Source organism: Psychrobacter sp. FME13 (assembly GCF_014861395.1).
Classification (GTDB): domain Bacteria; phylum Pseudomonadota; class Gammaproteobacteria; order Pseudomonadales; family Moraxellaceae; genus Psychrobacter.
The window spans coordinates 1-20,370 of sequence record NZ_RRYV01000049.1; the positions used below are offsets into that span (position 1 = coordinate 1).

Below are 20,370 nucleotides of genomic sequence, written 5' to 3' on the forward strand. Positions count from 1 at the left end.
GCATTGCCACGCGATATGATAAGCTCAAAGATAGCTATGCAGCAGCGGTAATGCTCGCTTGTGTCTTTATCTGGTTGCCCCTGATTTGAATTCTATACACACCCTAGTGTCTAATGAGATATATACGCCCATAAGAGGATTGTCAGGTGATGCGGTAGTTGCGTCTCGCTTCATCGCCCAGTCGGCTGAAAAAGGATCATGGCCCGAGGTAATGTGTGCCACGCAATCAGGTCTTGAACAACAAAGGCTTTATGGGCCTACAAAGCGCGCGCAAACCGTTGGGGCTATTGGAATGTGTCCATTAGATAAAGTCGCTTTGGATGAGACGCTAGCCACCAAGCTTTGGTCAGTGTCTGAAGAAAAAACATCGTTTAACTGGGCGCTATAAATGATTTATTAACCTCAATGTTATAACAGGGGTTGCAAAATAAAAAAATCCTTGTATAATTTGCATCTGGTGGCTCCATTGGTAGCCTCGCAACATTGTTCTATGAATCCCGCCAGGACCGGAAGGTAGCAACGGTAATAGTCACAGTGTGTGCCGAGGATGTGCTTTTGGAGTCGCTTTTTTTTGCCTAAAATTTGATAATTGGTTTTATAATCAGTCAGAAATACTCGTATTATGTATTAAGCCCTTCATTGTAAAGGGCTTTTTTTTGCGTGAATTTTATTCGTTTTATCGTTCGATTTCTTATTTGATTTCAGGATTTCAGTGATTAATGAAGTTTCATTGATTAATATGGGTTAAAATACAATATATTAACTTTTTAGTAACATTAGCGTGTGTTGAATGTTTGTCTATGATGGATGTAGGTTCTAACTCCAGAAGTGACTGTACAACATGCCCTAATAACAATACGAAACGTTGTGGAATCCTATTATGAAAATGTTTGTTTGGCTGTTTATTGCAGTTGTGGTGATATTGGTTGTATTTGGGGTATCTATATTTAATAAATTGGTACGTGCGCGTAACCAAGCAAAAAATGGTTTTTCTCAGATTGATGTTCAGCTAAAACGTCGCCATGACTTGATTCCAAATCTAGTGGAAACGGCTAAGCGTTATTTGACGCATGAAGAAGAGACGCTCACTCGTGTAATTGATGCACGTAATCATGCCCAAAGCTTGCAAGATTCAAGCAAGCATCAGCCAGATTCAATGGAACATATGGCATTGTTTGCTAAAGCAGAAAGCATGTTGTCCAAAGCTCTAGGGCAATTTTCCGCTGTCGTGGAAGCGTATCCTGAGCTAAAAGCGGACAGTGTGATTAAAGAGCTGATGGATGAGTTGACCAATACCGAAAACCGCATTGGTTTTGCGCGTCAGCATTATAATGACAGTGTGATGTTTTATAATAACGATCGCGAAGTGTTTCCAAACAATCTGGTTAGCACGACTTTTGGCTTTCGTCCATTAAGTCAGTTGGTGTTTGAAGATAGAAAGGCGATTGCTCAAGCACCTGTTGTTAATATGGGCTGATATTCACATGCGTTTGTGTGTTTAGCATGCGTTTATGTGTTTATTTAATATAAAGCTTAGGCAATACAAGGTTTAGGTAAGACAATCAGATGGATTTTTTTGGTGAACAGCGCACACGTACTCAGCGTAGCCTCTTGCTTTATGGGCTATTTTTTCTCATTGTCTTTGCGCATATAGCGGTGGCACTTGGTGTCATGGTGCTGTTGCTCACGGTATTTACGGGCGGTATTTATCACTGGGCGCTAGTGCTGGTCATTCTTTGGACGCTAGGCAGTTTCGCTGGCGGTAGTTTTTTAGAATATCGTCGCTTAAAAGCGGGTGGTCGCTCTATTGCTCAGCGTGTTGGTGCGGTGCGGCTATTTATTGATGACAGTCAAGATGCTTGGGAGCACAGCCAAGGTGTTGCTCATCAGCATGAGCCTGTGCAAAAGGTTCGCTACAGTGCACGCCATATTGCGGTGCGTGATGAGCGTGATTTTCCGCCAACCTATCGACGTTATTATGAGATTGCGCAACAGCTGGCCATTGCCTCGGGTTTAACCATGCCGATTTTGTATGTGCTCCCCGAGGAGCAAGGCATCAATGGCTTTGTGGCGGGTCGACACAGTCAAGATATGGTGTTGGTCGTGACTCAAGGGGCGCTTGATAAACTGTCTGATGAGGCATTGTATGGACTTATTGGTCATGAGTATGGTCATATTTTGCATGGTGATGCCAATTTTAACTTACAGCTGATGGTGGTGCTGGCAGGCCTACAGATACTGTATGACTGGAGCGACCCTATCGGTAATGACAGTTATTTTGGTAATGACAATTATTTTGATAATACCGTCAATCAAAATTTTGTTTTATCACAACAATCTATCGATCGTCATGCTCGCAGTACTGAAAATCAGACGGCAAGTTTTACCACTCATAGTGAATGGGTGGCGTACTGGCAGAATCAGTCACAAAATCAACAAGCCACCGCAAATATTCAATCGAGATGGCTACAAAACAAACCAGTAGTAGACCGTCAAGCACCTCGTGGTGTGTGGACGTTGTTATTGCATGGGATGAGCTTTTCGAGTATGGCAAGCGCTCAACTCATCAAACACAGCTTTAACCGTCAGCGTGAGTTGCTCGCCGATGCGACCAGTGTACAGTTGACACGCTCTCCTGCGATCATGGAAACCTTAAAAGCCATTCATCAAGATTCGCTAGGTTCACGATTAACAGGTATTACTGATATCAACGGACTCAGCCATTTTTTCTTTGCCAGCAGTGGCACGGACTTAGGCGATGTCTCTTGGTTTGCCACGCATCCTAGTTTGTCTGAGCGTATGAGTGCCATCAATGAGAATGCTTATCACAAGTTTTCTGCCCAAGTTGCCAAAGAAAAGCGCATCAATCAAAAAAAGGTAAAAGAGATATACGAGCAGCGCAGGCTTGGCGATTGGGGAGCAATAACAGCCAATAGCCTAAGCAATAAAGCAAAACTTAATAAACAATCACTTCAATCTCAATCATTATCTAATCAAGAGATGAATAATGAGTTAGAGGCAGAGAAAGGCCTTGAGTTTGTGATCGAACAAGATGTTGTTGTTGACGGACGATTGCAGGTGCAAGCAGAAGATATTGGTACTCTTAAACAGCTAAAACCGTGGCAAGCACAACCTGATAGTGATTTGCCGGTAGCAGACTTGATCAGTATTGATGATATTAAAAAGGTCTCATTACCACAGTATGTACTTAATCACAGCCATCATCCGCTAGGAGCGCAAGCCTTAATTGAAGCGGTGATGCTATGCCATCAAGGTCATGCACTAGAGGTGACGGCTTCTTATGACTTAGCCGATATTTGGAGCAAGATTGCGACTGATGCCATAATTACAACTAACATAACAAAGAGTGATAACCAAACGAAAATTTTGCCGCACACAATAGATAATAAATTGATAGAGAGTGTGGCGACAATGGACCGTCGCTTAGATAGCGTACTCATCACAACGGCACTAAAAAAACTAAGCCAACATGACTTATCATCGAGCATGATTGAAACATTACGTCAGCAGCATGAAAGCAGTCACAGCAATAAAAGCCATCAGGATTATAGTCAGCAAGCAAAATATCGTACGATGCTGACACGCTACCAACAGGGTATTATGGCCCTGATCAATCATCAGTTGAGCGCTGACTTAAGTAAAGTGCTGGCAGATAAGATGACCGATGAAAGCGCTGATATTGAGAATACAGATGTTAAGAGTAATGTGTCTCAGGCCCATTCTATTTTGTCATTATGGCAAGCGTTGCACTTACAGCCGCTGCTATCGATACTGTCAATGGTGCTGGGTGACCAGCCGTTGAATGCAGATAAAAGTAAGTCATGGCAGTATACATTGCAAACTGGTGCAAACGATATATATGCGCAGCTCGATCCTTCTGGTCAGATATTTGTCGGACTGGATAGTGTGGAAAAAACGATGCTTGCTCTATTGGCCTATCGTTTGTCAAAAGATGTCAAAGGCCAAATGATCTCAGAGCGCCATAGTTCAATGCTCGGCTATAACGATGCTAGTGTGACTCACTATATTGTAGACTTACGTCGCCATGCACGATTGATTGATATTGACTTAGCCGCTGTGAGCGATGCAAACTTACAATGGCTGTTATTAACCACGCAGAGCCTGAACAGTATCCAGTTATTAGCATTGATAGAGACTGTACCTACATTTGTATCTGCTACAACAGCAGATACATGTGATGATAATGATAAAGAGAAGCAACAGGGAAGCGATCAAATAGATTATAATAACGTGACTGATAATTCTTACACTTATATCCATTATCAACAATGGCTGAGTACATTACATACCGTGATGTTACATGATACGATAGTCAGTCAAGATGAGTATGACTGTTTGATGCTATTGGCTGATCGCTGGTTGGGTATTCGCAAGCTGTTTTGAATGAGCGAAGTGCGTAGGCATTGCTTGACTTGTACTGGGCTGGCTAGATATTGCATGATCGAAGTTATTATTTGATGTTTTTTATACAAATATTCTGTAAACCCATTTTAGACGAGTAGGATAGTAGAGAAACATGAGTGACATTGCAGACCCGCTAACAGTATTGCAACATCGTATGCAGCAGCGTCAGATTTTAGCGATGATGGGTATCAATCAGTGGGTACAGCCAAGCTCCAACACTATCGATATGGCAGATATTGCTGCGCCTACTATTCCTGACTCTATCGTTGATAGGTCGGCTCAGACTGCGTCGTCTGCTACGAGCATTGCACAACCAATTATTGAACGTCAAAGTAATGCTGCTGCGAACGCTGAAACGTCGAATATAGCATCTGCTGATACTATATCAGCTGTCATTGATGATGAATCTATTAGTAACTATTATCATGATGCTAGTGATGCAGGCTTAACACAACCGCATGAACAAAGTCCTGTCAATTATAGCTTTGATAGCAGTACTCCTGATGTGGCGGTTCGACCCCTAGTAGAACACATCGTGCAGCAAACAACGGCTTCTATTGAACAATCCTCTCTTTCTATTTCTAATAGTATAGCCAACGATGATGGCTTAAAAAAAGTAGCCCCTTTTGACTTGCAAGGAGGGCGCTATGGTGACTGGGTAATATTAGTTGATATCCAAGCACTCAATAATGACAGTCAAAAGCTATGGCAAAACATCACTCAAGCACTATCAATCGCTTGTGAGGCCACATCTTTCCCCATTTGTGAAGGCATGGATACCGCTGAGCTTGCCAACGCCAGCCTTGCAGGATATGTCTTTAAAATCGGCCGCAGCGAAGAAATACAAGTAGTAGCATTGACTGAACTGCCTGAAGGGCTTGAGCATCCGACACTTACTGCTGTGCCCACGTTAGATGAGATGCTTGCCGATAGCGGGTTAAAACGTCAGCTTTGGGATAAACTATCTGGTTAAGCCGGCTTGTCATCATAGGTGCGGTGATAAACTATCAGCATAAATTGTTGGCAAGAACAAAACAGATATTAGAGAATAAAAACAACGAAAATCACTGTTAAAGTGATTTTAATCAATAACCTTTACGCTCCAACAAACAACGATGATTTCATCATATTTAGGATAATGATTATGACCACCACATCAACTATCAATACTGCCGCTCCTAACCGTGTGCCTAATTTTTCAGCGGGACCTGCTACGATACCGACTGCTGTATTATCACGCGCGCAAGATGAGCTGCTTGATTGGCAGGGCAGTGGTATGTCGGTCATGGAAGTCAGTCACCGTAGTAAAGAGTACGTCGCCATTACCGAAAAAGCGGAATCGAAATTGCGTTCGTTGATGGACATTCCAGATAATTATAAAGTGCTATTTTTACAAGGCGGTGCCAGCTTACAGTTTTCAGCGATTCCATTGAATCTATTGAATGGCGGACGCGCAGATTATCTAACCACAGGCGCTTGGTCAGGCAAGGCAATCAAAGAAGCCGATCGCTATGCCAAACTGGGTTTGGGTGAGACGAATGTGGTCGCAACAGGCAAAGACAGTAACTTTACCGATGTGCCTGATCAAAGTGAATGGCAATTGAGTGACGATGCGGCGTATTTTCATTATTGTGCTAATGAGACCATTCATGGTTTACAGATATTTGAGCCACCACAAGTTGATGCGCCTATTATTGCCGACATGTCTTCTTGCATTTTGTCACAACCGATTGATGTTTCTAAGTTCGGTATGATTTATGCTGGTGCGCAAAAAAACATTGGTCCAGCAGGATTGATTATTGTGATCATTCGTGAAGATTTATTGGGGCAGGCAAGTGAGTGGTGCCCGCTACTGATGAACTACGAGCATCAGGCCGAAAAACAATCTATGTCAAACACGCCAGCGACATATTCTTGGTACTTGGCAGGACTGGTCTTTGATTGGCTAGAAGAGCAGGGCGGCGTTGCTGCTATTGGCAAGATTAATCAGCAAAAAGCAGACTTACTCTACAAGACGATTGATGACAGCGATTTTTATAACAACCCAGTAGCCATTCAGCATCGTTCTATTATGAATGTGCCATTCACGTTGGCAGATAGCAGTCTTGACCAAGTGTTTTTAGAAGAGTCAGCCGCTGCAGGTTTGATGAACCTAAAAGGTCACCGTGATGTGGGCGGTATGCGTGCCAGTATCTATAATGCCGTATCACTAGACTGGGTACAGCAACTGGTGGACTTTATGATAGCGTTTGAGAAAAAGCACGCTTAAATAGAGGTTGGCTTTAGACAGTGAAAGGCGTAACTTTTAGGAGTTGCGCCTTTTTTATTGAACACGCCCTAATCAATTGTGTTTCTATCAAGTCAGTCGTTTGTATGACAGCGTACTTAACACGGTAAACCATTAGGTTAAAAAACTTAAATTTGTTATGATGAAATTTTGCGTTACGTATCATTTTTAGTGAGTTTTGCATTGAGCTGTAATTTCTAGAAAAATTCTAAATATATTCATTGGTTTGGCACAAGGGCTTGTTATAACTTTATTATGATAAAAAACACCATGCTAAAAACTGTGTTATTGGTAGCTGTCGTGGGATGGGCGCCTATCAGTAACGCAGTACCAATCACGACTACTGCGCTCGGTCATAATAGTCCTACTAACTATATTGACGCGCCATTTATGCCATATGCCAATCCAAATGCGCCGACAGGTGGTACGCTATCGCTTGATACGCGCGGCACTTTTAACGCTGCTAATAAGTGGATGACCACTGGTGTGGCGATGGCTGGTACAGATTATCTATATGATACTCTGATGACGGGCTCATTAAATGAAGCTTTTACGATGTATCCGCAGCTAGCAAGCAAGGTCACTTATGATCCTGATGATACCAGCTGGATTGTTTATCATATCAATTCTGATGCGCGATTTTGGGATGGGTCACCAGTCACTAGCGATGATGTTAAAGCCACTTTTGATGCGCTATTGAACAAAGGGCCGATGTATATCCGTAGTTATTTGGGAGATATTAAAGAGGTTCAAGTGGTAGATAAGCAACGAGTAAAGTTTGTCTTTGCTTCTGCTGATAATAAAGAAATTCTGTTAACGGTCGGGCAGTTTCCTATTTTTGCCAAGTCTTCTATCGATACTGGTTTTGAGAAAATCACGTTAACACCACTGATGGGCAGTGGCCCTTATAAGCTAGGTCGAGTCGATGCGGGACGCTCCGTGAGCTATCTGCGTGACCCTAACTATTGGGGACGTGATCTGATGGTCAATCGCGGTCGTTATAACTTTGACATGATTAAGTTTGTGTATTATCAAAGTGATGAAATTGCGTTTGAAGGTTTTAAGTCCGGTCAATATCGTTTCCGTCCTGAAAATAAAGCGTCTAATTGGGCAACCGGTTATAACTTCCCTGCGGTAAAATCAGGGCTGATTAACAAAGAGACGATAAGCAGTCAAAATCCAGTAGCGATGCAAGGTCTGGTGATGAATATGCGTCGGCCAATCTTTCAAGACATTCGTGTTCGTCAAGCATTAACCGCGGCTTATGATTTTGAATGGATGAATAAGACCTTATTTCATGGACAGTATGAACGTTTGCAGAGCTTCTTTCATGGTTCAGAGCTTGCGGCAACTGGTAGACCATCAGGCGACGAGATGGCAGTACTTACTCCTCTATTAGCTAAGCTTGAACCAGTGCAACGTCAGGCAACATTAGCTGCGTGGCAATTACCCACTACCGACGGAAAGGGTTTTAATCGTCAAGGGTTGTTAAAAGCACGGCAGCTGCTGCTAGATGCTGGCTTTTACTATAACGATATGAAGCTATATCAGCCTGATGGACAGCTCGCTCAAATTGAGATTTTGATGACAGGCGAAACCATGGGACGAGTATTGTTGCCTTATATTCGTAACTTAAAGCGTTTAGGTTTTGACACGACCTTGCGTCAAGTGGATAGCCCGCAATACTATGAACGCATGCGCAATTTTGATTATGATATGGTCGTTGTCGTTGATGTCTTTGCTCAAAGCTTGTCTCCAGGTGCCGAACAAGCCGGTTTTTGGGGCAGTTCGGCTGCCGATCAAGCCGGTAATAGAAACACAGCGGGTATTAAAAATGAGGTAATTGATACGGTAATAGAAAAATTAGGCAACGCTCATAACCGTGATGAGATTGTGTTATACACCCAAGTGCTCGACCGCTTATTACGGGCAGGTTATTATCTGGTGCCGTTATATGGCAAGTCAGGTACCAATGTCGCCTATTGGAATCAATACCGTCACACTGAAAAACTGCCTACCAATGCCGTGGGTATTGACTACTGGTGGACAGATAAGGCAGCAGAAGCGCGCGTTAATGCTTATTTAAAGCAGTAAGTAGCTGTTTAAAATAGTGTCTGTTTAAGACGATAGCTATTTAAAACGGTAAAAGCTAACAATTTTGAAGGTTAAAGCATTTCACAAAGATATCTGATAAACAAGCAACAAAGATAACTATTCGTAAGGATTCACCATGAGTATTCGTATCCACCCGATTAAAGCGTTCAATGACAATTATATCTGGACATTGATTAATGAAAATAATAAGCAAGCGATTGTCATTGATCCAGGTCAAGCTGAGCCTGTCATTGCCTACTTAGAAGAAAACAATCTAGAGCTAACGTCTATTTGGACCACGCATCATCATCACGATCATATTGGCGGTGTTGAAGAGCTACAAGAGGCTTACCCGATGACGCATTTGGTTGCGCATACTGAGCATAATGTCGATGAAGATCAGACAATCAAAGACGGCAGTACGGTAAGTGCTTGGGGTTGTTCGGCACAAGTTTGGGACGTATATGGTCACACAGCGAGTCACGTAGCCTATGTTTTAGATATCGATGGGCTCAAACATTGCTTCTGCGGTGATACGCTATTTAGTGCGGGTTGTGGTCGGGTATTTACTGGTACGATTGAGCAGCTGCATGACAGCTTTAAGCGTTTGAATAGTCTAGCGGCTGAGACGCTGTTATATCCTGCACATGAGTATACGGCCAGCAATTTACGCTTTGGCCTATCGATTGAACCCGCTAATGAAGCAATGCAGCAAGCACTCGCTTATGCACAGGAACAAACAGCAGAAGGTATTCCAACATTGCCTGTGACCCTAGAGCATGAGCGTCTGGTTAATGTATTCTTACGTACACAAGAACCAAGCGTGATAGCAGGTGTGAAGGCTAAAATGAATCTCGACGACGATAAGTCTTTGACTGTATTTGCCGCTTTACGTGAGCTCAAAAATAATTTTTAGCCAAATTTTCCGTTGTTGTCTCTTTCATTATGTTAGGAATCTGCTGTTATGGGTCGTTATATCCTAAAAAGATTGCTGCTGATATTACCGACGCTTTTTTTAATCTTGCTCGCAAATTTCGTCATTGTGCAAGCAGCTCCTGGCGGCCCTGTTGAGCAGCAGCTCGCACTTATTGAGCAAGGCGCAAAAGACAATGCGCTGGCTGGTAATATTGGTGCGGGCAGTGCAGGTGGTAATAGCAGTACTTATCAAGGGACGCGCGGCTTATCAGAAGACATGGTAGCGGCTATCAATGCCCAGTATGGCTTTGATAAATCGGCACCTGAGCGTTTTTGGTTGATGCTAAAGAATTATGCTCAGTTAGATTTTGGTACATCGTTTTTTAAAGGTCAGTCAGTAACCGACCTGATTGTAGAAAAACTGCCAGTATCAATATCGCTTGGGTTATGGAGTACGCTGCTGATTTATATGATAGCGATTCCACTTGGGGTCTATAAAGCTATGCACCATGGTTCAGGAATCGATAAAGCAACGGCTATGCTGCTTGCGATTGGACATGCGATACCTGTATTTGTCTTTGCTATCATACTATTGGTGTTCTTTGCTGGGGGCAGCTATTGGAATATTTTTCCGCTACAAGGCCTTACCTCAGAAAACTTTGACCAACTCAGTGCACTGGGTAAAGTGAAGGATTATTTTTGGCATTTGGCGTTGCCTCTATTGGCAAGTACGGTAGGTGGCTTTGCTGGCTTGACTTATTTGACCAAGTTTAGCTTTTTAGAGGAGCTTGGCAAGCAGTATGTGTTGACTGCCCGTGCTAAAGGTTTGGGAGAGCGTCAAGTTTTGTACGGGCATGTTTTTCGTAATGCCATGCTAATTATTATTGCAGGTATTCCAGCGGCTATCGTTGGGATATTCTTTGCGGGTAATTTTCTGATTGAGATTATCTTTAAATTAGATGGTTTAGGTCTGCTTGGTTTTGAAGCCATTCAACAGCGCGATTATCCAGTAATATTTGGCACCTTGTTTATATTTACTTTAGTGGGGTTATTATTACAGTTAATTAGTGATTTAAGTTATCACTTGATTGATCCTCGCATTGATTTTGAGGGGCGCTAATGTCAGATAATATGTCCAATTATTCGCCATCTTCAAATGAAACGCCTGTTTCTACAGCAATAAAACAAAAAAAACGTCGCCTAAATCCTATTTGGCAAGCGCGTCTAAACCGTTTCCGTCGCAATCGTTTAGGCGTTGTATCACTGTTTATGTTTACGCTGATATTTATTATTTGTATGGCTGCCAATGTGATTGCCAATGACAAGCCGTTGTTAGTGCAGTATCAAGGCGATTACTATTTTCCAGTAGTCACAGCGTATCCTGAAACGACTTTTGGTGGTGTGTTCGAGACTGAAGCCAATTACAAAGATCCTGCGGTGCAAGCTTTGATTGACGATCAGGGTTTTTATATTATGCCGCTCATTCCTTTTGCCGATCAGACGCCCAATGTTGAATTGGGTATTCCTTATCCAGCAGCGCCCAACGCTCAAAACTGGCTTGGTACCGATGATTTGGGGCGCGATGTATTGGCGAGGATAATTTATGGATTACGGGTGTCTTTATTGTTTGGTTTGGCATTGACACTTGTAGGCGCATTGATTGGTATCATCGTTGGTGCGATACAAGGATATTATGGAGGTTGGGTGGATTTGGTGGGGCAAAGGTTTATGGAAGTGTGGGGTGGTATGCCTCAACTGTTCATGATTATTATTTTGGTGAGTCTCTTTAGCCCTAGTATTACTATGCTGTTTGCATTGATGTTGTTGTTTGGTTGGATGAACTTAGTCGGTTTGGTACGAGCGGAGTTTTTACGTGCGCGTAACTTTGATTATGTGCGTGCCGCCCGTAATCTTGGGGTGTCGGACAGTCGCATCATGCTAAAGCATATTTTACCTAATGCGTTGGCCTCAAGCTTATCGCAATTACCTTTTATCTTAACAGCCAATGTCATCGCTTTGACGTCATTAGACTTCTTAGGGTATGGCTTGCCACCGGGCTCACCATCACTCGGTGAGTTGATGGTACAAGGTAAAAACAACCTAGATGCACCTTGGTTGGCCTTATCAGGGTTTTTTAGTTTAACCTTTATTTTATCGCTGCTGATATTCGTTGGTGAAGCACTGCGTGATGCTTTTGATCCGAGACGTTCTTAATATGACTATAACTAATGAGCCAAACAATCGACCAGATAAAAATCATGGTCACGAACGAAATAAAGCAATATTGACAGTAGATAGACTCAATATCTCTACCGATACAGGCGTGGCTTTGGTTGATGAGTTGTCTTATGAGATAGCACAAGGGCAAACGCTAGCCATCGTTGGTGAGTCAGGGTCTGGCAAGTCTATTTCCAGTTTGGCCTTATTAGGACTACTACCGGACAATTTAGTCATTAGTGGCAAGGTGCAGCTGACAGGTTCAGCAGGCATGACAACATTGCCGATAGCCAAGGATAAAGGGCGAAACACGGCATTGCGGACTATCCGTGGGCAACGTATAGGTATGGTATTTCAAGAGCCAATGACAGCTCTTAATCCGTTACATAGCGTAGCCAAACAAATTGCCGAGTCACTGCGTTTAAGTGGTGTTCCAAAAAAGCAATGGAGAGAAAAAAGTATTGCTTTGCTTGATGATGTCAATATTGCTGATGCTGCCGATAAGTTAGACCGTTATCCGCATGAGTTGTCAGGTGGTCAACGACAGCGCGTTATGATTGCGATGGCATTGGCGCAGCAGCCCGATATTTTAATTGCTGATGAGCCGACGACTGCGCTTGATGTGACGTTGCAGCATGAGATTTTGGATCTGTTGAACAAGCTTAAGCGTCAGCATAATATGGCAATGCTACTGATTAGTCATGACCTCAACTTAGTCAGGCGTTATAGTGACGATGTCATCGTTATGCGTCAAGGAAAGACGATTGAACAAGGTAAAACGGCTACTGTGTTTAGCAAACCCAAAGCGGAATATACGCGCACGCTTATTCAGCAGGACTTTGGACATGCACTGAATTTGGTGGTTGATAGTGAAGATTCACCAGCTGTCGTATTGGCAGTCAGAAATCTACAGATACAGTTCCCGATTGAAAAAAAACTGTTTGGTGGTACGAAGCGTTGGTTTGATGCAGTTAATGATTTGGATATGACGTTATTGAAAGGTCAAGCATTGGGTATTGTAGGGGAGTCTGGCTCTGGAAAAACAACGACAGCACTAGCCTTAAGTCAGCTACTCGCTAATCAAGCGCGTGTCAGTGGGCAAATAATGGTCAATGGACAAGATATTGAGGCATTATCAAAACGTGAGATGCGTCATTTTCGCTCACAAATTCAAATGGTGTTTCAAGATCCGTTTGCCAGTATCAATCCTCGTATGACAGTGATGCAAATCGTTGAGGAAGGATTGCTAGTACAGGGTGTCGACAAGATCGCTCGTCAGCAGGCAGTCATAGAGAGTCTGGCTACTGTGCACCTGCCTATCGAGTTTGCACAACGTTATCCGCATGAGCTGTCAGGCGGTCAACGGCAGCGTGTGGCACTAGCACGGGCACTGATAATGCAGCCAAGTTTATTAATACTAGATGAACCGACTTCTGCACTTGATAGCACCACGCAGGTGACTGTGGTGAGATTACTACGTGAAATTCAGGAAAAATTGCAAATTAGCTATGTATTCATCAGCCACGATCTAAAAGTAGTGCGTGCGTTATGTCAACAGATAATGGTACTAAAACATGGTGTGTGCGTGGAGTCTGGACAGACTGAAAATATCTTTAATAATCCTAAACATATTTACACTCAGCATCTAATACAGGCAAGTCACACGTAATTCAAAAACTATTGTTTAGTTAAATTACGTAATATTTAAATCACGTTAAATTTTTATAACAAAACAGGCGTATTGTAGTCACATAACCGAGTTATTATAATTGTACACACAACATTACTCTTAGGAAATCCTGATGAACCGCACATTACAAACCAGAGTTGCTGCTGTTGTAGTGGCAGTAAGCAGTACTCTTTTTGTGGGCTGTGCAGCCACTGAAACGACGGCAAAGACCACGCCAACGTCTGAAAACCCTTATGCACCGACAGATCCTAATTTGGCAGTGGCGACAGTAGCTGGTGGTTGTTTTTGGTGTGTCGAAGCGGGTTATGAGAAGATTCCTGGTGTGGTAGAAGTAGTCTCAGGTTACACAGGTGGTGAGACCGAAAACCCAACATACAAACAAGTATCAGCGGGTGGCACTGGCCATACTGAAGCGGCGCAGGTTTACTATGATCCTACGGAAATCACCTATGAGGGTATAGTACAGGCATTATGGCGTATCGCTGATCCCACTGACGCTGAAGGTCAGTATGTAGACCGCGGTACCCAGTATCGTCCTGCTATCTTTTATAATAATCAGCAAGAAAAACAAACAGCAGAAGCGGCAAAACAGGCATTACAAGATTCTGGTGTGTATGAGAAGCCTGTGGTGATAGAAATTGTTCCTGTCAGTACTTTTTATCCAGCAGAAGAGTATCATCAGGACTATTATAAAAAGAATCCAATTCGCTATAAAGCCTATACTTTTAATTCTGGTCGTTATCAGTTTATCGAAAGCGTCTATGGTAAAAACTATCAGTTAGACTTTAGCCAATTTAAACCTGATGCAGATAGCGTAGAAAACAGTAATGTTTCAGCCAGCTCTACAAATACTAAGATGACGACTGGCTTTAATGTGGATACGTTTGTAAAGCCTGCACAAAGCGAATTGAAAAAATCGCTTAATGATATTCAGTACAAAGTTACTCAAGAAGAAGGTACTGAGCGCGCTTTTGATAATGAATATTGGGATAACAAAGAATCTGGTCTATATGTCGATGTGATATCGGGTGAGCCACTGTATTCTTCTCGCGATAAATACAAATCTGGAACAGGTTGGCCAAGTTTTACTCGTCCATTGAGTACAGACATGGTCGTTGAAAAAGAAGATAGAGGTATATTCTCTGTTCGTACCGAGATACGCAGCCGCTATGCTGACTCGCATCTAGGCCATGTATTTGATGATGGCCCTGCACCGACAGGTAAGCGTTATTGTATGAATTCAGCCTCGCTGCGTTTCATTCCATTGGCAGACATGGAAAAAGAAGGTTACGGTGATTGGATCGATGAAGTAACGCCAATCGCTTCTTAAATATTGATAAAACTAAAATAAGAAAAGGACGCATTAGCGTCCTTTTCTTTGTTTGTAATATTATGTCTAACATTGTTTCTAGTGTGGTTTTTAATACTTAATTAGGGTCTGTTGAACATTCAAATATTAGGACTGCTGATCGCTAAAATCGCATCAAACTAGGCGTAAACCGACGATAATGTCGAGACCTTGGCTAGGTTTATAACAACGTTTGGGGTGATTTTAGCCTCAGCCTTTCAGGGCAGGGCTATTTTTTGCCAATACATGGCGAAATTATCTAACCTAGAACGACTAGGTATCAAAAATTTCACTGCGTATTGGCAAAAAATAGCTACTGCCAGTACCACATTTTAATGTTCAACAGACCCTAATCTTAGCAATCAAAATGCAGGCTGACGCTTAGGTATTGCACCCAAAAATTCCGTACGTGCTTGATTATCATGAACGAACTCACCCAGCATGGACATCGTACGTGTGGTGGAGTGTTGCTTGCTAACACCGCGCATCATCATACACATGTGTGCTGCATCCATCACTACCGCGACCCCGCGACAGCCAGTGACGTCCATAATGGTTTGTGCTATCTGTTCGCTCAGGTTTTCCTGAACTTGTAAACGACGGGCAAACATATCGACGATACGAGCAAACTTTGACAAACCTAAAACTTGACCATTGGGTAAATAGCCTATATGCGCAATACCATGAAAGGGTAGCATATGATGTTCGCACAATGAATAAAACTCGATATTCTGTACCAATACGAGCTCACGATTGCTCGATGGAAATAACGCATCGTTGACGACTTCGTCTAAGTTTTGATGATAGCCTTGTGTTAAGTGATTAAAGGCTTTCGCGGCACGCATGGGTGTTTCTTCAAGACCTGGACGATTCAAGTCTTCACCAGTTGAGCCGATCAATTGACGATAAGACTCAATACTTTCTTGGTATTCTGATGTTATTGTTGGGGTGTTACTCATAAGTTTGGCAGCCATCCAAAATGTGGGTGTAGCTTAACGCTAAATCCTTGTTTACAAACAATGGTTTTAAAGGATTTTTATAAAAATTGTGCAAGCTGGGAAGGGCTGTGATTATACTTGAAATCTGCTTAACTTCATACTGCTATGGCTAGCAGTTAGTCGTTTTATCTATATTAGGTGGCATGATAGGGTAATTGTTGGATAGCAAAGTCGTGTAAGTCAATACAGTTTACGACTGTTTACTTAAATTAATTCGTGTATAATAAGCCATCTTTAATTTATGATTTACTAGCACTGATTATTTATCCCAAATAACTACTCTAAATAACTTTTTAAGTTAAACAATTTTAATTGATTCAAAAGGAAAAATTATGCTATTGCAAGGACAACGATTTGTCGTAACTGGAATCGCAAGCAAGTTATCTATTGCTTGGGCAATCGCTGAAGCCCTACATCGTGAAGGCGCATCATTGATTTTGACGTACCCAAATGACAAAATTAAAAAACGTGTGGATATGGCAGCAGAGAAGTTCGAAGCGGATTTGGTGCTAGAGTGTGATGTAGCCTCTGATGACTCTATCGCTGCTTGTTTTGAGCAAGTGACTGCGCATTGGGGCGATGGTATCAATGGTGTGGTACACGCGATTGGCTTTGCACCTATGGATCAACTCGATGGTGATTTTGTCAATGCAACTACACGTGAGGGCAGTAGTATTGCGCATGATATCTCAAGCTATAGTTTTGTGGCATTGGCCAAAGAAGCGCGTGAGTTGCTAGCCATGCGTCACGGTTCTATGCTGACATTGACTTATGAAGGTAGTATTTCAGTGTTACCAAACTATAATGTCATGGGTATGGCTAAGGCCAGTTTGGAAGCCAGTGTTCGCTATCTTGCCACCTCTATGGGCGGTGAAGGCATCCGAGTTAATGCTATTTCAGCAGGTCCTATCCGTACGTTAGCGGCTAGTGGTATCAAATCATTCCGTAAAATGCTTGATATCAGTGAAAAAATCGCGCCATTACAGCGCAATATCACTCAGACAGAGGTGGGTAATGCGGCATTGTTCTTGCTATCACCATGGGCTTCTGGTATTACTGGCGAAATCATGTTTGTAGATGCAGGCTTCAATACCGTTGCTATCAGCGAGCAGTTAATGATGCTAGACGAACCAAAGTAATTGGTTGCTGTAATGAGGGCACATCCTAGTAATGTCGTCTGAAAATAATGTTTAAGAAATAAAGGAGGCAGCCAATTGGTTGCCTTTTTTAGTTATACTATGTGCTGTTTTTAGTTCAGTCTTTAGGTAGTAGATATGATAACTAAATTACCAAGGTGGATATTGTGGGGTGGTGCGGTGCTTGCCTTTAGTGCTGGCTGTGTCAACACGGCAGCATTGATGGGTTTTGCTAATTTGTCGGTTTCGCATGTCACGGGTAATGTCAGCTTATTTGCATCGGCGATTGCTTATTTAGATGTACACAGTATTTTGTATATTGGTGCGTTGTTACTTTCTTTTTTAGCAGGTGCTATATTGAGCGGTTTTGTTATTGGACAAGCCTCATTAAAACTAGGTAAAGGTTATGGAAAAGCGCTATATATAGAAGCGCTATTACTAGTGATTAGCTATTGGCTATACCAACAGCACGATTATTTAGGACAGTTAGCGGCTGCGATGGCGTGCGGCTTGCAGAATGCAATGGTCGCTACTTATAGTGGCGCTGTTATTCGTACCACCCACTTGACAGGGTTGACCTCAGACATGGGTGCGGCAATAGGTAATTGGCTAGCGGGTCGCTCGATCAGTAAGCCAACACTGGGGTTTCAAGCGATTATTTGGTATTGCTTTTGCGGTGGGAGCGCGGTAGGAGCATTTATGTATGCCAAAGTGGGTTATGGTGCGTTATTGGTACCTATTACAATTGTACTGACAGCAGCGTTTTTATATAATTATGCTTCAGGTCATTTACCAGAAAAAAGAGAGCCAAGACGAGAAAAGCACTCATCATAATGATAAGCGCCTATTATTTTTACTGTAAACGTAAAGCGGTAACTTATTTATTACCTTCTTCTTTATGATCTTCATGTTCATGCATACCTTGCATCATATCAAGTGCAGAATCATCAGTACGTTGCTGATCTTCTTTGGCTAAACCGTCTTGATTGATGTCCTTAGGTGCCATCTTAGTGGTTGAATCTGTTTTACTTGCGTTCGTCATCATGTGCTCCTGTTTGTTTTTATTAACTTTCTGGCGTAAAATCTAGTGGAAATATGTTCGTGAATTTTACCATTGATATTTAGTGTTTAATTTGAACTGATAGTAAGTATGAGAGTCCGAGGTATTCTTGTACAGGTAGAGTGTGAGCATGTTTAGTGACGGTGTGTAACCAACATCACTATTGTTTTAACTGATTTTATTTGGCATTAGTATTAGCAAGTTTATATAAGTTGAATACGATGCAGGCACTGATTGTTCTAATCTGGGTCTTGATTTTTTATCAACATAATAATGTGATAGGAACTTATTAAGTTCTTCGTCAAGTCATTTTTCTGTTATATATCTGTTATGATAGCCACGTATTTTTTTGGGTAAGTGACAAAGTGATTACTACAGTGCCCATTCAATGTAAGGTATTTTCACATTGTCTTTGAGTAAATAAGGACGTTTTATGTCAGAACAAAAACTAGACAGCCATCTACCTAGTGATGGCAATGAGTATTTATTTACCGATACCTTTCCAAAAGGAACTGGTAAAGGGCTAGTGGTTGTCGCTATTGCGGCGATTGTCGCTATGATTATCTATAATGTTTTGCCATTTGATATCAATGCTAATAAAGGTCTTGCATTGTTGTTTTTCATTGGTGTGCTTTGGCTAACAGAAGCACTGCACGTTACAATTACAGCGCTATTAGTGGTTGTAGTGGGTGCGTTGATTGGTATCCCAGATTTCAACGCCAAAATTGGTTTACAGAGCTTTGCTAGTCCGACTATTTATTTGTTCTTCGGTGGTTTTGCTTTAGCTGCAGCGCTGCATGTGCAACAGTTGGACAAAAAAATTGCATTAAAGATTCTATCGATGTCAGGTGGTAAGCTTAGTACTGCCGTATTTTTGATATTTGGTGTGACGGCATTTTTGTCAATGTGGATATCAAATACCGCCACGGCAGCGATGATGTTGCCATTGGCGCTGGGTATTTTAACGCAAGTTGATCGTGAAAAAGATCGCGGTACATTTGTGTTTGTGCTACTGGGTATCGCGTACTCAGCAAGCCTTGGTGGCTTGGGTACGATTGTTGGTTCACCGCCTAATGCGATTGCAGCCAAAGCGCTTGATATTGCGTTTGTTGATTGGATGAAGTTTGGTATACCGATGATGTTGGTGTTACTGCCACTATTATTGGGTGCGATGTATTTGTTCCTGAAACCCAATCTGAATCGTAAGATAACACTGACGGAAGACGAGCCTATTGCGTGGAATAAGCCGCGTGTGGTGACTATTATTGTCTTTATTGTGACTGCATTGAGCTGGATATTTTCCAAAAAAATCGGTGCTGCATTAGATATTAGTGATACGGACGCTATTATTGCTTTGTCAGCGGCAGCAGCGGTAGTGAGCTTAGGGTTGGTATCATGGAAGCAAGTTTCTGATAATACTGATTGGGGCGTGCTCATGCTGTTCGGTGGCGGTATTGCACTATCGACAGTCTTGAAAGTCTCAGGTGCGTCTTTAGTACTTGGTGAAACGGTTGCTAATGCATTGTCCGCTGCACCATTACTAATGGTGATGATTGCGATATCTGCATTTATTATCTTTTTAACCGAGTTCGCTTCTAATACTGCCTCTGCTGCACTGTTGGTGCCAGTATTCGCTGCTATCGCTGAGCAGATGGGATTACCGCATGAAGTATTAGTATTGGTCATTGGTATTGGTGCATCGTGCGCCTTTATGCTACCAGTTGCGACGCCGCCAAATGCGATTGTGTTTGGTACAGGACTTATCAAGCAGACAGAGATGGTTCGTACGGGTATTATTCTTAATATCATTGCCACTTGTGTGGTAGGACTGTGGGCATATTTTTTCTTAATATAACTTAGCTACGAATGCTTACTATAGTTTAGTTAGTAATATAGCCGTAAAACATAGTTGTAAAATACAGTTATAGAACAAAGCTCGATGCTTTAAGTTATTCTTAGGCATCGGGCTTTTTGTTTTTTGAGGTTTTTAGCCCATTTATCATTTAGATTGGGGATATGGCTTATAGTTGATTCAATTTAAAAGTAGTACAAAACAATCAAGCGCAGATATATACGTGATACTTCAAGGGAGGTTAAGGCTGTGATATTTTTATAGTGAAATAACTAGGGGCTGTATAGAATTGAGAAAACATTGAAAAAAATAAGCAACGCCTTACTC

16 protein-coding genes, 1 other RNA gene and 1 pseudogene are annotated in these 20,370 nt (G+C 42.2%); 16 read left to right on the forward strand and 2 right to left on the reverse strand.

What is annotated here, in order from left to right; genetic code table 11:
• From EI164_RS07970 to msrB, 13 genes and pseudogenes are all read left to right on the forward strand, one after another.
• Positions 1–89: pseudogene (locus EI164_RS07970) on the forward strand (IS5/IS1182 family transposase); the annotation flags it as partial.
• The gene (locus tag EI164_RS07975) at positions 86–388 is read left to right on the forward strand and encodes a hypothetical protein (protein WP_192519450.1); all 303 of its coding nucleotides are present in this window, start codon (positions 86–88) and stop codon (positions 386–388) included. The pseudogene EI164_RS07970 and the gene EI164_RS07975, both read left to right, overlap by 4 nt.
• A 76-nt stretch (positions 389–464) precedes the next feature.
• An RNA gene (ffs, locus tag EI164_RS07980) (signal recognition particle sRNA small type) lies at positions 465–561 on the forward strand.
• Positions 562–880: 319 nt separating this feature from the next.
• On the forward strand, positions 881–1,477 hold the full coding sequence (locus EI164_RS07985) for a LemA family protein (protein ID WP_192519451.1): 597 nt from the start codon (positions 881–883) through the stop codon (positions 1,475–1,477).
• Between the two features lie 89 nt (positions 1,478–1,566).
• Positions 1,567–4,425 (forward strand): M48 family metalloprotease, encoded by a 2,859-nt coding sequence (locus EI164_RS07990; RefSeq protein WP_192519452.1) that lies wholly within the window; start codon positions 1,567–1,569, stop codon positions 4,423–4,425.
• A gap of 133 nt (positions 4,426–4,558) precedes the next feature.
• Entirely contained in the window at positions 4,559–5,419 is an 861-nt protein-coding gene (locus tag EI164_RS07995) for a hypothetical protein (RefSeq protein WP_192519453.1), read from the forward strand.
• A 171-nt stretch (positions 5,420–5,590) separates the two neighbouring features.
• Positions 5,591–6,715: a 3-phosphoserine/phosphohydroxythreonine transaminase gene (gene serC, locus EI164_RS08000; RefSeq protein WP_192519454.1), complete on the forward strand. Its 1,125-nt coding sequence runs from the start codon at positions 5,591–5,593 to the stop codon at positions 6,713–6,715.
• 273 nt (positions 6,716–6,988) lie between these two features.
• A complete protein-coding gene (locus tag EI164_RS08005) occupies positions 6,989–8,827 on the forward strand; it encodes an extracellular solute-binding protein (protein ID WP_192519455.1) in 1,839 nt (612 codons plus the stop codon).
• A 136-nt stretch (positions 8,828–8,963) separates the two neighbouring features.
• The gene (gloB, locus tag EI164_RS08010) at positions 8,964–9,743 is read left to right on the forward strand and encodes a hydroxyacylglutathione hydrolase (RefSeq protein WP_192519456.1); all 780 of its coding nucleotides are present in this window, start codon (positions 8,964–8,966) and stop codon (positions 9,741–9,743) included.
• Between the two features lie 48 nt (positions 9,744–9,791).
• The gene (yejB, locus tag EI164_RS08015; RefSeq protein ID WP_192519457.1) at positions 9,792–10,862 is read left to right on the forward strand and encodes a microcin C ABC transporter permease YejB; all 1,071 of its coding nucleotides are present in this window, start codon (positions 9,792–9,794) and stop codon (positions 10,860–10,862) included.
• 11 nt (positions 10,863–10,873) lie between these two features.
• Positions 10,874–11,956 (forward strand): ABC transporter permease, encoded by a 1,083-nt coding sequence (locus EI164_RS08020; protein ID WP_225739181.1) that lies wholly within the window; start codon positions 10,874–10,876, stop codon positions 11,954–11,956.
• 1 nt (position 11,957) lies between these two features.
• Complete coding sequence (locus EI164_RS08025) at positions 11,958–13,628, forward strand: ABC transporter ATP-binding protein (RefSeq protein ID WP_192519458.1); 1,671 nt, start codon at positions 11,958–11,960, stop codon at positions 13,626–13,628.
• Positions 13,629–13,761: 133 nt separating this feature from the next.
• The gene (gene msrB / locus EI164_RS08030; RefSeq protein ID WP_192519459.1) at positions 13,762–14,979 is read left to right on the forward strand and encodes a peptide-methionine (R)-S-oxide reductase MsrB; all 1,218 of its coding nucleotides are present in this window, start codon (positions 13,762–13,764) and stop codon (positions 14,977–14,979) included.
• A 380-nt stretch (positions 14,980–15,359) separates the two neighbouring features.
• Here the strand turns inward: msrB and folE are convergent, their stop codons facing one another.
• The gene (folE, locus tag EI164_RS08035) at positions 15,360–15,956 is read right to left on the reverse strand and encodes a GTP cyclohydrolase I FolE (RefSeq protein ID WP_225739182.1); all 597 of its coding nucleotides are present in this window, start codon (positions 15,954–15,956) and stop codon (positions 15,360–15,362) included.
• Between the two features lie 371 nt (positions 15,957–16,327).
• Between folE and EI164_RS08040 the strand changes: the two genes are divergently transcribed.
• Positions 16,328–17,134: an enoyl-ACP reductase gene (locus tag EI164_RS08040; RefSeq protein WP_192519461.1), complete on the forward strand. Its 807-nt coding sequence runs from the start codon at positions 16,328–16,330 to the stop codon at positions 17,132–17,134.
• 135 nt (positions 17,135–17,269) lie between these two features.
• On the forward strand, positions 17,270–17,965 hold the full coding sequence (locus tag EI164_RS08045) for a YoaK family protein (protein WP_192519462.1): 696 nt from the start codon (positions 17,270–17,272) through the stop codon (positions 17,963–17,965).
• 43 nt (positions 17,966–18,008) lie between these two features.
• Here the strand turns inward: EI164_RS08045 and EI164_RS08050 are convergent, their stop codons facing one another.
• Positions 18,009–18,176, reverse strand: coding sequence for a hypothetical protein (locus EI164_RS08050; RefSeq protein ID WP_192519465.1), 168 nt, complete (start codon positions 18,174–18,176; stop codon positions 18,009–18,011).
• Positions 18,177–18,624: 448 nt separating this feature from the next.
• Here EI164_RS08050 and EI164_RS08055 point away from each other — a divergent pair, with 448 nt between their 5' ends.
• Entirely contained in the window at positions 18,625–20,046 is a 1,422-nt protein-coding gene (locus EI164_RS08055; RefSeq protein WP_192519463.1) for an SLC13 family permease, read from the forward strand.
• Positions 20,047–20,370: the final 324 nt, after the last annotated feature.